12 protein-coding genes are annotated in these 14,214 nt (G+C 58.5%); 3 read left to right on the top strand and 9 right to left on the bottom strand.

Annotation, left to right across the window (positions count from 1 at the left end):
- Nucleotides 1–56: 56 nt before the first annotated feature.
- The 5 genes from ACR0AP_RS10345 to ACR0AP_RS10325 are packed head-to-tail and all read right to left on the bottom strand — an operon-like array spanning nt 57 to nt 5,687.
- Nucleotides 57–596, bottom strand: coding sequence for a hypothetical protein (locus ACR0AP_RS10345; RefSeq protein ID WP_480506694.1), 540 nt, complete (start codon nt 594–596; stop codon nt 57–59).
- Complete coding sequence (locus tag ACR0AP_RS10340) at nt 583–2,424, bottom strand: glycerophosphodiester phosphodiesterase family protein (protein WP_480506693.1); 1,842 nt, start codon at nt 2,422–2,424, stop codon at nt 583–585. The genes ACR0AP_RS10345 and ACR0AP_RS10340 overlap by 14 nt, the downstream gene beginning before the upstream one ends.
- Nucleotides 2,425–2,480: 56 nt before the next feature.
- Nucleotides 2,481–2,933, bottom strand: coding sequence for a DUF6173 family protein (locus ACR0AP_RS10335; protein WP_267364542.1), 453 nt, complete (start codon nt 2,931–2,933; stop codon nt 2,481–2,483).
- Nucleotides 2,934–2,937: 4 nt separating this feature from the next.
- Complete coding sequence (locus ACR0AP_RS10330; protein ID WP_480506691.1) at nt 2,938–3,984, bottom strand: MBL fold metallo-hydrolase; 1,047 nt, start codon at nt 3,982–3,984, stop codon at nt 2,938–2,940.
- Nucleotides 3,984–5,687 carry an acyl-CoA dehydrogenase gene (locus ACR0AP_RS10325; protein WP_480506690.1) on the bottom strand — a complete coding sequence of 568 codons (1,704 nt, stop codon included), beginning with the start codon at nt 5,685–5,687 and terminating at the stop codon, nt 3,984–3,986. The genes ACR0AP_RS10330 and ACR0AP_RS10325 overlap by 1 nt, the downstream gene beginning before the upstream one ends.
- Before the next feature lie 138 nt (nt 5,688–5,825).
- Between ACR0AP_RS10325 and ACR0AP_RS10320 the strand changes: the two genes are divergently transcribed.
- Nucleotides 5,826–6,776, top strand: coding sequence for an L-threonylcarbamoyladenylate synthase (locus ACR0AP_RS10320; RefSeq protein ID WP_480506689.1), 951 nt, complete (start codon nt 5,826–5,828; stop codon nt 6,774–6,776).
- On the opposite strand, the gene ACR0AP_RS10315 is transcribed toward ACR0AP_RS10320, so the two are convergent.
- On the bottom strand, nt 6,777–7,331 hold the full coding sequence (locus ACR0AP_RS10315; protein ID WP_209506616.1) for a YqgE/AlgH family protein: 555 nt from the start codon (nt 7,329–7,331) through the stop codon (nt 6,777–6,779).
- A gap of 157 nt (nt 7,332–7,488) precedes the next feature.
- Here ACR0AP_RS10315 and ACR0AP_RS10310 point away from each other — a divergent pair, with 157 nt between their 5' ends.
- A complete protein-coding gene (locus ACR0AP_RS10310) occupies nt 7,489–8,289 on the top strand; it encodes a protein-disulfide reductase DsbD domain-containing protein (RefSeq protein ID WP_480506687.1) in 801 nt (266 codons plus the stop codon).
- Between the two features lie 4 nt (nt 8,290–8,293).
- Nucleotides 8,294–8,713: an NUDIX hydrolase gene (locus tag ACR0AP_RS10305; RefSeq protein WP_480506686.1), complete on the top strand. Its 420-nt coding sequence runs from the start codon at nt 8,294–8,296 to the stop codon at nt 8,711–8,713.
- Here ACR0AP_RS10305 and ACR0AP_RS10300 read toward each other — a convergent pair.
- From ACR0AP_RS10300 to moaB, 3 genes are all read right to left on the bottom strand, one after another.
- Nucleotides 8,710–12,111: an efflux RND transporter permease subunit gene (locus ACR0AP_RS10300; RefSeq protein ID WP_480506684.1), complete on the bottom strand. Its 3,402-nt coding sequence runs from the start codon at nt 12,109–12,111 to the stop codon at nt 8,710–8,712. The genes ACR0AP_RS10305 and ACR0AP_RS10300 overlap by 4 nt on opposite strands.
- A gap of 5 nt (nt 12,112–12,116) precedes the next feature.
- Nucleotides 12,117–13,565 carry an efflux RND transporter periplasmic adaptor subunit gene (locus tag ACR0AP_RS10295; RefSeq protein ID WP_480506818.1) on the bottom strand — a complete coding sequence of 483 codons (1,449 nt, stop codon included), beginning with the start codon at nt 13,563–13,565 and terminating at the stop codon, nt 12,117–12,119.
- Nucleotides 13,566–13,671: 106 nt separating this feature from the next.
- Complete coding sequence (gene moaB, locus ACR0AP_RS10290) at nt 13,672–14,214, bottom strand: molybdenum cofactor biosynthesis protein B (RefSeq protein ID WP_480483061.1); 543 nt, start codon at nt 14,212–14,214, stop codon at nt 13,672–13,674.

The following is a 14,214-nucleotide window of genomic DNA, read 5'->3' as shown; positions in this document are numbered from 1 at the left end:
GTTGGATAATGGAAAACAATACGCCTGTCACCACGTCATTCGCGCGCAGGGCGCGCTTACTTGAGGACCGAGCATCCTGGATACCCAAACCCCCACCGCCAGGGCAGGCCGCTGCACGGCCCGCCACCGAAACGAACCGCCCCATACATGGCATCCGCAGTGATCGCATGAATGGTGCGGATCTGATCAGGTTCCATATCGTAGCGATCCGCATATTCGTCGGCATTCAGATCTCCATGCGCCGCAACACAGGCATGCAGGGCATCGTCCGCCGCCAAACGCGCGTCATAGCTTTCCTCGGCCGAATCCGCGCCGCCAGCATTGTGATATGCCCGGTCGTGGATCACACAACAGTTTTCCCAAGGTGGATGTTCTTCAAAAAGTTCACCAACCTGCGGGAATTGCTTTGCCACCCAGCGCCAGCTTGCGGACAACCCACCCGAGCACCCGTCTGTTTCAAATGGTTGCAGCTCGGCTCCGTCGCTCTGGTCCATCAAGGCGCGATGGGCAGGCATTTCGAACCGGCGCATCAAGTCCTGTGCCAAGGCAACATGCGGAATGATGAGTAACAGCAGCGACAGATTAAGGGCTTTCATCGCGCATCGCCTTGGTGTCGACCTGTAATCCGAACGCCGTGGCCAACCACAACATCAGCCGCTCTGCTGGTCCCATTTCGGCACGCACGCGCAGAACCTCATTGGCCATGGCCGGGCGGTCGGTGATCAGACCATCAACGCCCATAGACGCCATTTTAGACATTTGCAGCGGATCGTTCACTGTCCAGACATAGATATCCTTGCCGGCATCGTGAACCTTTCGGATCAGACCCGGCGTCGCCATCCCTGCGTTAACGGCGACAAACTCGCCCTCCAACCCCGACAGATCACCAACGGCTGTGGCCGCCAATACACCCGAACGCCAGTCCGGGCGCAGTTTCTTCATCTTTTGGACAGCCGGGTATTTCAACGACATGGTGGCAACCTCGTCCTGCATCTCCAACTCTTCCACCAGTTTGATCACCCGGTTTTCCAGATCGATATCATGGCCATAGTATTTCAGTTCGATAAGAACCCTGGACTTGCCTTTGGCCGCCTCCAGCACATCACGCAGAGTTGGCGTGCGTTCCGAGGCGTATTCCGGGTCGAACCAGCTGCCGATGTCGATATCGGCCACATCCGCCATTGTGGCATCCCAGACCTTCAGATTAACACCCGCCAGCTTCATGAAATCGCTGTCATGGGCCACGATGATCACGTCATCCGCAGATTCCTGAACATCGATTTCAACCCAATCCGCGCCGTCCTCGATGGCTTTCAGAACCGAGGCCATCGTGTTTTCCGGCCGCAAGGCCGCAGCACCCCGGTGGCCAATGACCTCGGCATGATCCGGGGCCTGCACACGTTCCAGCAGACTTTGACCTGACCAAAGGCCAATAACCAACGCGGCAAGGGATGCGCCCACTGTCAAAAATACAGGCGCCCGAATTTTCCGGGGTTCTGGGTGGGCGATCTTTTTTGCGTCAATATCGAAAAACCCGTCCAACAAGACGGCCAACGCGCCCAGCGCCGTTGCCGCCAGAACCAGCCCCGCCAATGACCACAGCCCTGCGACGACAAAACTGAAGGTCAGGGCCAGCTTGAGGTTGCCGCCGTCCTGCACGGGTACGAAAGTAAACAAAAGGCTGGCCACTGCGGCAATCAAAGCGGCGACGACAAGGCGCATTCCCAGCCAAAGGGCAAGTTCGATCTTCAGCCGCCCGCGCTTGCCTTCCATTTTCTGCGCACTTTGGGCAAACGCTGCTTGGGGCGCAGTTCGTTCGAAAAGGACCAGATGCAGGGCTAGCGCCCAGGCGGACAGGCGGCGGATCAAAAGCCACGCCAGTATAAGAACAACCATTCCGATCAGAAGAACCGCCACCTTGAAGGCGGGGGGGCGGAAGGTCAGGTAATAGTTGATGTCATATTCAGTCAGCGTCCACCACGCGATCAGGCCGGCAACGGCCACGAACGGCAGGGCAAGCAACAGGACGCGCAGGATGAAACGCACGGCAAATCCGAACAACGCCGGGAAACGGGAAAGGATCAATGCGAGCGCCGCACTGCCGGCACGCCAGGGGTCTTGTTCGCCCATTCGCAGCGAACCGGCCATGACCGAGAACACAAAGACCTCGGCCAGCAGAAACAGGCTCAGCACCACAACAGACGAGATAAACCCGACCGGAGACAGCAGGAACATGGCAATGTCCTGATCGGTCAAGGCCGTCTGGTCAGACAGGGAAACTGCCAGATTGACCGCCAGCGCCACCCCTGGCGCAATCAGCCCCACAAGCAGCAATCGCACAGCGAAATAAATTGGCACAAAAACCCGACGCCGGGCCCAGGCCCCCGCATAGGCATGTGTTACGGCATGGAAATATCTGCTCACGCGGTCGCCTCCGAACTGGTACAGTCATTCAAAGGCGCGCAAACGTGAATTGCAAGTCAGCTGTCTTTCAGGTCCGCAGCCAGGCGGAACCCGATGCGGTTGGCTGGCTTGTCCTCAACCGATTTAGGAAGCGCACGTAACATCACGTTCAACTGGCTGACATGTTGCACCAATTGCGTGCGGGCTCCGGTCCCATCTGACCCGTAAAAGGTTATCATGTCAGGGTCGAAATAACCCATCCCCTCGATCCGCATCACGCCCGCGTCGCCACCGGTGAACCCCATGGCGACCTCATGATCACCGTCCAGCGTCTGTTCGAAATTCTGGATGTACAGGATTAACCGCTCGTATGCCCATTGTGCGGGGCTCTTGCTAGCCACCGGTTTTTTCAACGTCTCGGGCAGTTTTTTGCTTCCGGATTCGGCTTTGGGATCGGCGTGCACCTCGTAACACTTTGGCAAAGCTGCGGCTTCTGCGGCCTCGGCCGAGGTTTCGATCTGGTCCTGCATTCGTCTACCCTTTGCGTTGATACAACCATGCCCCATCCGCGCGTTGCGTCCGGGTTACTGCACCAATGTGGTAGAGGTGATTTACATGTGCAACCGCCTCGACCAGCGCAAGGCCATACTCACCCTCGCGGATTGTACGTTTGAACAGCGGCATAAAGCAGTCAGCGGCAGATTTGGGCTGATCCAGATGATCCAGCAGCCGTTCCAGCGCGCCATGGTGGTTGTCAATCAGCTGCTTCATACGCAACGGCAGACCCGTGAAGGGCAGTTTGTGCCCACCCAAAACCAGATGATCGGGACGGGCGAGCGCCTGAAGCCTCTCACAGGCCTCCATCCATCCTGACACTGGATCGGCCATGGGTTCGGTCGCATAGACACCCAGATTGGGACTGATCGAACTTAAGATCTGATCGCCGCTGAGTACCAGATTGTCATCGCGGCTCCAGAAGGTGGCGTGTTCCGGTGCATGGCCATTGCCCATATGAACGTCCCAGTCACGTCCGCCCATACGGATCACGTCACCCTGCTTGATCCCGGTAAAACCCAGCGGCATGGGATAGACCGTGTCGGCAAAATTAAAGGGCCGGTCCGCCATCCGTTTGTTCAAAACTTCGGATGCCATGCCCGCGCTGCGATAGAAACCCAGCGTTTCTTGCGGCCAGGTTTCCTGCACATCCAGCGTCAGCATCCGCGCAAACAGCCACGAGGTGCGGCTTGTCACCAGCTCGGCGCCGTGTTCCGTCTGAAACCATCCGGCATTGCCAACATGGTCGGGATGGTGGTGAGTCACCACCACCCGCCTGATCGGCTTGCCTGCAAGAGGTCCGGCCATCAATGCTTCCCAGATGCGCCGCGTCTTGTTCGAGGACAGCCCCGTATCGATCACCGTCCAGCTGTCGCCATCGTCCAGTGCGTAGATATTTACATGGTCCAGCGCCATAGGCAGGGGCAACCGCATCCAGAGAACACCTTGGGCAATCTCGGTGGCTTCGCCCTGCGCGGGCGGTTCAGACCACGGATATCTGATCCCCAATACGTGATCCCCGTCCATCAAACTGCAAACTCGTCCGTGCTCAGCGCGAAAAGGTCATCCGCCCCGTTCTGTGCCCGTGCCAAAAGGCCCGTATGTTCGGGCAACAGGGCGTTGATATAATACCGCGCCAGTTTCGCCCGCGGCCCCTCTGGGTCGGCAAGGGCTGCGGTCAGGTGATAATGCCCGCCCAGCACCCGGGCAAATGCCTGCAGATAAGCAACTGCGCCTGCAAAGCGGTTATTCATATCGTCCTGTGCCACCAGCCATTCTGTCGCCTCGCGCAGCGTTTCGGTGGCTTCCCAAACAGGGCCCGCCAGATCAGGCAGTGTTGCACGGGCGCGTTCAGCCTGGTCTTCAATCTCATCCAGCAAGTTCGAAGCAGCCTCGCCCCCGTCCATCATCTTCCGCGCCACAAGGTCCATCGCCTGAATGCCGTTGGTGCCCTCGTAGATCGCGGTGACACGCGCATCGCGATAGAACTGTGCCGCTCCGGTTTCCTCAATATATCCCATGCCACCATGCACCTGGACCCCGGTTTCAGCCACACGCATCCCAGTCTGAGTACCAAACGCCTTGCTGATCGGCGTCAACAGCGCGGCCCGCGCAGCCCAATCGGCGTCACCAGTGGCCTCTGCCATATCAATTGCAACCGCATTGGCCAACAGGATCGCGCGCGCGGCATAAACATCAGCACGCATATCCAAAAGCATACGGCGCACATCCGCATGGTCGATAATCGTCCCGGACGGCGTTTTGCCTTGTTTCCGTTCCAGCGCATAGGCCAACGCGTGCTGATATGCACCTTCGGCCACACCCACGCCCTGTCCGCCCACACCCAGACGCGCATTGTTCATCATGGTAAACATGGCCGCCATACCGCCATGTTCGGCGCCCACCAGCCAGCCTTTGGCTTTGTCATATTGCATCACGCAGGTGGGTGACCCGTGCAAGCCCATCTTGTGTTCCAGCGAAACCACTTTCAGATCGTTGGCCGCGCCCGGATCACCATTTTCATCAGGCAGGAATTTGGGGACAAGGAATAACGAGATCCCTTTGGTGCCGGGCACCCCATCTGGAAGGCGGGCCAGTACCAGATGGCAGACATTCTCGGTGAAATCGGTATCGCCCCACGAGATGAAGATCTTTTGACCGGTGATCGAATATGTCCCGTCACCGTTCGGCTCAGCCTTCGCAGACAACGCGCCGACATCCGACCCGGCCTGAGCTTCGGTCAGGTTCATGGTGCCCGACCATTCCCCCGTCATCATCTTAGGCAGATACAGCGCTTTCAATTCGTCGCTGGCGTGATGGTCCAACGCCTCGATCTGGCCCTGAGACATAAGCGGCGCAAGTTGCAGCGACAGGCAAGCGGCACTCATCATCTCGTTGACCGCCGTGGTGATGGTCATAGGCAACCCCATCCCCCCGTATTCAGGATTACCACTGATCCCGATCCAGCCACCTTCAGCAATAGCCTTCCAGCCATCTGCATATCCCGGAGAAGTTCGCAGCACGCCATTTTCAAGTCGTGCGGGTTCCAGATCACCGGGGCGCTGCAAAGGGGCCATCACCTCTTCGCACATTTTTCCAGCTTCGGTCAGGATCGCATTGACCACATCCCCGCTGGCATCAGCAAATTTATCCGTCGCAGCGACCTGGTCGAACCCGACCACATGGTCCAGCAGGAACTGGTAATCTGAAATTGGGGTGCGGTAGGGCATGATCACTCTCGAAGGCTAACAATTCAGAACATATCGGCAGGCTTGGAATTGTGGGCAAGCGCCGGTAAGCGTATGAGCTTGGATCAATTACCTACTGTCCCTTATGTTTCAAGCAACCAAAACGCGGCGTCACCAGTTATGATCTCAACCGGCACTCAGGAATTGACGGCGGATCCCGGCGGCATCGCGCGGGCTGCAGATATGTTGCGGCAGGGCCTTCTGGTCGCTTTCCCGACCGAGACGGTCTACGGTCTGGGCGGCGATGCGCGCAACGGGCAGGCGGTGGCGTCTATCTACGAGGCCAAGGGGCGGCCCAGCTTCAATCCGCTGATCGCACATGTCGCATCGGTCGCCGCGGCGCAACGGTATGTGCAATGGTCAGATCAGGCCGAGCATCTGGCACAGGCCTTTTGGCCCGGTCCGCTTACCTTGGTTTTGCCCTTGCGCGAAGGGCACGGGATTTCATCGCTGGTGACCGCAGGTTTGGATACGCTGGCCGTCCGCGTTCCGGCACATCCGACAGCGCGCGCGCTGCTGGCCGAATTTGATGGCCCGGTTGCGGCGCCTTCGGCAAACCCGTCGGGTCAGATCAGTCCGACCACGGCAAGTCATGTCTGGTCGGGTCTTGGCGGCAAGATTGCGGCTGTTCTGGATGACGGGCCGTGCGATGTCGGGCTTGAATCCACCATCATCGGCCTGGCCGGGGAACCTGCACTTTTGCGTCCAGGTGGCATCGCGCTGGAGCAGGTCGAAGAGACGCTGAAAACGCGATTGCATTTGCATCAATCCGGTGATCTTCTGACCGCCCCCGGCCAGTTGCAATCACACTATGCGCCGGACGCCCCGGTCCGTTTGAATGCCGAAATCCGTCAGGGTGACGAGGTGTTGCTGGGATTTGGACAGGTTGAGTGCGACCTGAACTTGTCCGTCACTGGCAACCTGACCGAAGCAGCGGCAAATCTGTTTGCGTTTCTGCATCAGCTGAACGAAACCGGGCGACCGATTGCCGTTTCTCCGATCCCGGGCACGGGATTGGGGGTGGCAATCAATGACCGGCTGCGGCGTGCTGCTGCACCCCGCGACAGCTGATCAGGCGCGCCCCGCGCTGGCAGAAAGGGTCAGCGGGTCCACGCCCAAAGTAGCCAACGCTGCCTCCCATTTCGCATCATCGGGCACATCGAAAACAAGTTTCGACGTTGCCTCGGTGGTTAGCCAGCCGTTCATGGCAATTTCATCCTCAAGCTGACCGGGACCCCAGCCAGAATAACCCAGCGCCAGCATCGAGTTCAGCGGCCCGCTGCCTGACGCCAAATCCTCGAGCACATCAAGTGTCGCCGTCATGCTGAAGTCCTCGGAAATCTGCATTGAATGCAGGTTGGCCTCATAATCGGCGCTGTGAAGAACAAAGCCGCGCGACATCTCGACCGGCCCACCAAAATGCACAAGGCGCTCTCCGACAATCGGAATACGGCAGGCGATGTTCAGCTGACCCAGTAAGGTCTTAATCCGCAGGTCCGAGGGCTTGTTCACAATCAAACCCATCGCACCATCGTCTCCGTGGCTGCACACATACACAACCGAATGGTCGAATCGCGGATCCCCCATACCGGGCATCGCAATCAACAGTTTTCCGGTCAGGTCCATGGGCCGCCATCTCTTTCTCAGAACACCTCAACAATGGCCCCGCAGCATGTCCATTGGCAAGAGAACAACAGGTATTTTGGCGGAATTCATCCCAGTGAACAGAACGTGACTTGGAATCCGGGCCAACGCCACGCATTTAAGAAGGATGAAGATGTCGATGAAACACACTGCCGTCGCCGCAATCGCTTGCCTGCAACTGTCCGTCCCGGTTGCCGCACAGGGTCTGGATGGTGTGGTTCGGCTGGATATTCTGGATGGCGGCCGGACTGCAAACGGCACTTATCTTACCGCCTTGAAGCTGACGCTCGAGGATGGTTGGAAAACCTACTGGCGCGCGCCAGGAGATGCTGGCATCCCGCCGGAAATCAACTGGAAACGCTCAAGCAATGTCGGGCGTGTTGAGATCACATGGCCTGCCCCTGATGTCTTTGATCAGTACGGGTTGCAGTCGATCGGTTACAAGAACCAACTGGTTCTTCCGATTGAGATTACGCCGCGCAACCCTGCCAAGCCGGTCCGATTGCAGGGCGAAATGGATTTGGGCGTTTGCAAAGACGTTTGTATTCCGGAACGTCTGGGCTTTGACCACACGCTCGACGCCAATGCCGGGCGCCATCCCGCGATTGCCGCCGCACTGGCGCAACGCCCCTATTCCGCAGCCGAAGCTCGTGTGTCCAGTGCCACGTGTCGTCTGACGCCAACGAAGGATGGTATGCGTATCGAAGCACGGGTGACCATGCCATCGGCAGGTGGTCATGAAGTGGCTGTGATCGAACCCGGCAATCCCTCCCTCTGGGCGTCGCAGCCGATTGCGCAACGGCAAGGTGATACGTTGGTGGCCGAGGCCGAGATTATCAATGCATCGGGCACACCCTTTGCGCTGGATCGGTCTGAAATCCGGATTACGGTTCTGGGCGCCAATCACGCAGTTGATATTCAGGGTTGCAGCGCAGGCTGAATTCATGACCCAATCGCCAAAAATCGGTGCCCTGGCCGTTGTTCTGCATCAGGATCAGGTTCTTCTGGTTCAGCGCAGCAAGCAGCCCGACGCAGGGCTGTGGGGGTTTCCTGGTGGCCATGTCGAATGGGGTGAAACCGTATTGGAAGCGGCGCAACGCGAATTGCTGGAAGAAACCTCGGTGATCGCGCAACCGTCACATTATCTGAACAATCTGGACCTTCTGCGCCGAACCCCAGATGGGCTGGTCGTGTCCCATTACCTACTGGTCGGGGTCGCATGTCAGTATCGCTCGGGCACGCCGAGGGCCGGTGACGACGCACTTGATGCCCGGTGGTTTCCCATTGATCAGATACGCCAGGGCAACCTGCCCATGAGCGCGCGCGTCATAGAGCTAATGGAATATGCCTTGCGTGCGGTTTAAGCACCTGCCGATTTCGTGAGGCGACCATAGAGCATACCTGAAGCAACAATGCTCAGAATCACAATCGGCACAGCGCCGACAACAAACGCGCCCAACCCCATTTTCAATGCGGCAATGCCATCCTCACCGGGGTAAAGGCTTTGTAGCATGGCAAGCGGTGCACCGTTGACGGCGGGCCAGATCATCGTCAAGGCAAACCAGATCCCAAGCATCACGCCGGTTCCGGCCAACGCGCCACGAACAACCTTGTCAGGGGCCCGTGCAGCACGGCGCATGGCTGTCATCGGACGTGCCACGTCATTGAGAATTCCCAGCAAGGCGGGCACAAGCACCAACACCAGCAACATTCCGAAACCAAGCCCGTAGACCAGTGTGATTACTGTCGGTTTCAGGAACTGCGCCTGTTGAGAGCCTTCGTATAGTAAGGGCGCTAGCCCAAGAACCGTCGTCAGCGTGGTCAGCATGACAGGTCGCAACCTGTCCGCCGTGCCATCCAGAATCGACGGAATCAACCCGCGATCCTGCTGGTATGCGTCGATCGTAGTCACCAAAACGATCGAGTCGTTGATAATGATCCCTGTCATGCCCAGCAGCCCGACAACCGTGAACATGCTCAGTGGCACCTCCCAGATGTAATGGCCCCAAATCGCCCCGACTAGGCCAAAGGGAATAATCGCCATGACCACAAGGGGTCGTGTCCAGCTGGCAAAAACCCAGGCCAGTACAAGGTAAATACCGGTCAGGCACAGGATCAGACCGTTGCGGGCCTCGGACAGGAACTCGTTTTCCTGTTCGCTCAGACCCGACATGCGCCACTCAACCTGCCTTTCGGCTGCGATATTGGGCAGGATCTCGTCCTGCATCACGCGTTCAATTTCGGCGGCCCGTGCCGGATCGTCTTCCGAAATGTCACCTGTTACCGAAACCACCCTCAGGCCGTTTTCACGCCGAACCGTCGAAAACCCGGACTTGCGCTCGACCGAAACGATATCAGCCAAAGGTACGTAGACCCCATCAGGAGAACGCATCAGAGTTCGTTCCAGAAAATCTGCCGTCAGTTCACCTTCGGGCAGTTCGACACGGATCTCGGCACTGCGCGGCCCGTCGGGGAAGGTTGCGGCCTCAATCCCGTTCAAACGGTTGCGCAAAGCCCGCCCCAGCGTTTCGATCCGAAAGCCCAGCGCCTGACCCTGCGCTGTCAGGTCCAGAAGAAACTCTTCCTTGTCATATGCCAGAGTGTCTTCGAGCGCCGAGACTTCAGGAAACTTAGACAGCGCGGTTTGCAGATCTTCTGATGCGGTTTTCAGGACATTTACGTCCGAGCCATAGAACTGCACGTCGATGGCGTCGCCACCGGGGCCGGACCGCCAACCGCGGAAGCTGATCACCTCGACCTTGGGGTGGCGCGGTACGAAATCCTGTAGCTCGCCCACAAACTCAAAACTCGAATATGGGCGCAGATCGGCGTCGATCAATTCAATCGAAATGCCCCCCAGCACACTGCCGTCCTTGCCGTCAGCCGCAGCAAGCGCACGCCCGGCATTGCCACCAACCTCGGCCAGGACATAGTCAATTGGATTTCGGCCATGACGCTCTTCGTAGTTCCGGCCCAGCTCGTTGGTCGCATCCTGTAGAATGCGCATCATTTCAAGCGTATCTGACCGGGTCGACCCTTCGCGCATGATAAACCCGCCGCTGACTGAGCTGCGTTCAGGTGCGTTGAAGAACCGCCAGTTCACGTCGCCACGAATGAACAATGCAACCTGACTGGCCAGAATAGCAATCATCAACGCCGCGACCACATAACGCGCCCAGATCACCCAGGCGATCAGCGGGCGGAACAAGTGATCCCGGACCCAACGAAAGCCACGATTGACGACACGGTTCGGCAGATCGTACCAGTGTTCCTTGGCCGAATGCGCAATTGCGTGCGCCATGTGATTGGGCAGGATCAGGAAGCATTCCACCAGCGATGCAACCAGAACTGCGATCACCGTGAAGGGGATATCGCGGATCAGCTCTCCGAAACGTCCTCCAACCAACGTCAGGCCGAAAAACGCAATCACGGTCGTTACTGTGGCGGCCAGAACCGGCATTGCCATTCGACGGGCGGCACGCTCAGCGGCTTCCACAGGTGTCTCACCCAATCGACGGGCGCGATAATCGGCGTGCTCTCCCACGACAATGGCGTCATCTACGACGATCCCCAAGGTGATGATCAGACCGAACAGGGAAACCATGTTCAGCGACAGACCGCCCAGATACATCAGCGCGATCGCCGCCGACATCGCCACCGGAATGCCTGCAGCAACCCAAAACGCAATGCGCGCATTCAGAAACAGGAACAACAGGATGACAACCAGCCCCAACCCCATCAGCCCGTTATCCACGAGGATATTTAGCCGGTCGGTAATTGCTTGCGCCCGGGTGCGGATCAGATCAATTCTCACACCTTCAGGAAGGCTGGCCTGCATCTCGCGGGCTACATCCTCGACCGTGTGCTGAATACCTATCGCATCGCCCAGGTTCGACCGGTCCACTCTGATGGACATGGCGGGATTGTCGCCCACGTAATAGCTGCGGTGCCGGGTGACGTCTTCGATCCGAAGTGTTGCTATGTCACCAACCTTCAGCTTCGACCCATCTTCGTTCACCCGCAGCGCGATGCCTTCGATCTGTTCGGGTGTACGTTTCTCAGTTCCTGCCCGGATACGAGCCCCGGCGCCTTCCACATCGCCCGCAGGATCCGTGGTGACTTCGGCCCCGATCGCCGCCGCGATTTCCGCCATTGAGATATCGTTGGCAATCAATTGCGCTGTGGTGACTTCGACAACGATGCGCGGTGCGGCAATACCCCGGATCGTTGTGCGGGTCACACCCGATGCGAACAAACGATTGACAAGCTCATCCGTCAGTTTCGCCAGCTGAGCAGTATCGGTCGGCCCTGTGATCACTACATCCGTCACCCGATCACGCCACGCACCACGTTGAATCTTGGGCTCCTCAGCGTCTTCCGGCAGATCTGTGACAGCGTCTATGGCGGTCCGGACTTCCTCAACAGCACGGGACACATCCCAGTTGGGTTCGAATTCCAGCCTGATACGGGTCCAGCCCGGATGCGAGGAAGCCTCGGTACTGGTCACCCCTTCGACGGCCAGCAACGCAGGTTCCAGCAACTGCACGATCCCGGCGTCCATGTCCTCGGGCCCGGCACCATCCCAGGTTACGGATACATCGACGCGTTCCAGAATGACGTCCGGAAAGAACTGCGCCCGCATGTTCGGGATTGCCGCCGCGCCAAGAACCAGCATGACAAGCAACAGCAGGTTGGCAACTGTCCGATGCCGCGTGAAATAACTGAGAATGCCACCCGCCGCGCCAGGTATCTCGCGCATCATGGCGTTTATCCCCCAGCCCTGGTTTCAATACTGCGAACCAAAGATGTCGGCACACGAGCTTCGCGCAGCCGGGTTAGAACCTGCGTCTTTTCCTTTGGAGGCATCGCACTGTTCGCTTCGACCTGAGCTACAAGTTCGGCTCGTTTCTCGTCCGTCAGCTCGACCATTCCGGGGTCTGCACCCGCCTCAAACCGCAGGGGCCGCACCCGCACGCCCGACCCAAGCAGGGGGGTTCGCCCGACGACGACCTCTCGCCCTTCCAAACCGTCGCCCCGCAGCAGAACCTCGTCCCCCTGGCGGCGGATCAGCTGAACCGGCAAGCTTTCCAATCGATCGTCAGGTCCAAGCACAAGAACTGTTCCAGATGCATCAAGGACCGAGGACGGCAACCGGTAAACTCCGGCAAGAGGTTGCTCCTGAACAGAGACCGTAACGAAATCCCCGGGTTTGAACCCAGATGCCTCTTGCAAGCGGGCATAGATCAACCGCCCGGTCTGGCCTTCACCGGCAGACCCGCTGTCGCGGCTAATCTGGCCAATCGCAGTCAGATCGGTCCCTGTCACTTCGAGCGATATGGTGACCGGCGCGTTGATCAGACGATCACCGCCATCCAGAAGCCGCACATATTGCGCAGTTGACACCCGAAATGCCACCTCAAGGTCGTTGGGATCAACCAGTTCAGCCAGCTTTTCATTTGCCGATACCAGCCGCCCTTCCACAAGCGTCACATCCGTTAAAGTACCGCCAAAGCCTGCCCGGATTGTCATGTCGCCCAGATCACGTTCCGCAGCTTCCAGTGCTATCATGGCGCGGGCCAACAGGGTTGATGCCTGATCCACACGGGATTCAGCCTGTGCCAGCGCAATACGCCGCGCCAGTACGGCCTGTTGCGCCGCTGCGGCAGCCAGTTCGGCCTCTTCCACGCTGGCGGCGGCCCCCACGCCCCGAGATTCCAGATCGCGTTGACGTTGCAACGCCCTTTCCCGCAGTTCCGCCTGAGCCTCAGCCGATTTCAGCTCGTCCTGCGCCAGCAGCAACGAGCGTTCTGCATCGCGCTCTTCAAACTGAGCGTCCAAGAGGTCGGACTTGGCCCGATCCAGTGCGGATTGCGCATCTGCCGGGTCCAGTTCAACCAGCACTTCGCCAGCCTCAACAATTCCACCATCTTCAAAGTCTTCCGCCAGCGCGACAACGCGACCACCAAGCGCCGCGCGCAACTCCAGCCTGCGGCGGCTTTGAACCTCTCCGAAAGCTTCAAGATATGGGGTGACGGTTTCCGCCTCGGCAGGCCGAACCGAAACAGAAAAGATCCTTTCTCGAGCGGGAGGTGTCGCGTTATCGTGCGTCAAAGCCTCCTGAACGGCCCCAACGATCATCTGTGCAGCAACGAACAACAAAGCCAGCGCCAGAAACGCCAGAAAAATACCGACAAGACTATGCCGCAGAAATCGCATCAATCAGTTACCCCGGTTGCACCACGCTGCCGTCCACAACATGTAGCTGGATCAGGAAATATGCCAAGCCACAAGGCGATTATACGGAATGGAACGTATGACCAGTCTACTTCCGTCGCAGATGTTCGTCCAATCTGGGCATTATTTCCACAAAATTGCACGGGCGATGGCGATAATCGAACTGTTTTTCCAAAATACCGTCCCACGCGTCCTTGCAGGCCCCCGGGCTGCCGGGCAAGGCGAACAGGTATGTCCCCCCCGCAACGCCCCCCGTCGCCCGCGACTGCACCGCCGAAGTTCCGATCTTCTCCATCGAGATGATCGTGAAGACAGTGCCAAAGGCTTCGATCTCTTTTTCATAGACATCGCGATGCGCCTCGACGGTGACATCGCGCCCAGTCAGACCCGTGCCGCCGGTCGAAATCACGACGTCGATCTGTTTGTCCGCCACCCACGCGCGTAACTGCTCTGCGATCTGTTTGCGCTCGTCCCGAATTATTCTCCGATCCGCGACGACATGGCCAGCCTTTTCAATCCGGTCCACCAATGTCTGACCCGAGCGGTCCTCTTCCATCGATCTGGTATCCGAAACAGTCAGTACGGCGATCTTAACCGGGATGAACTCCATGGTTTCGTCAATGCGCGACAT

The organism is Ruegeria sp. AF7 (assembly GCF_056541885.1).
The sequence above is the reverse complement of the archived record's forward strand: the minus strand, read 5'-3'. Positions and strand labels throughout refer to the sequence as shown.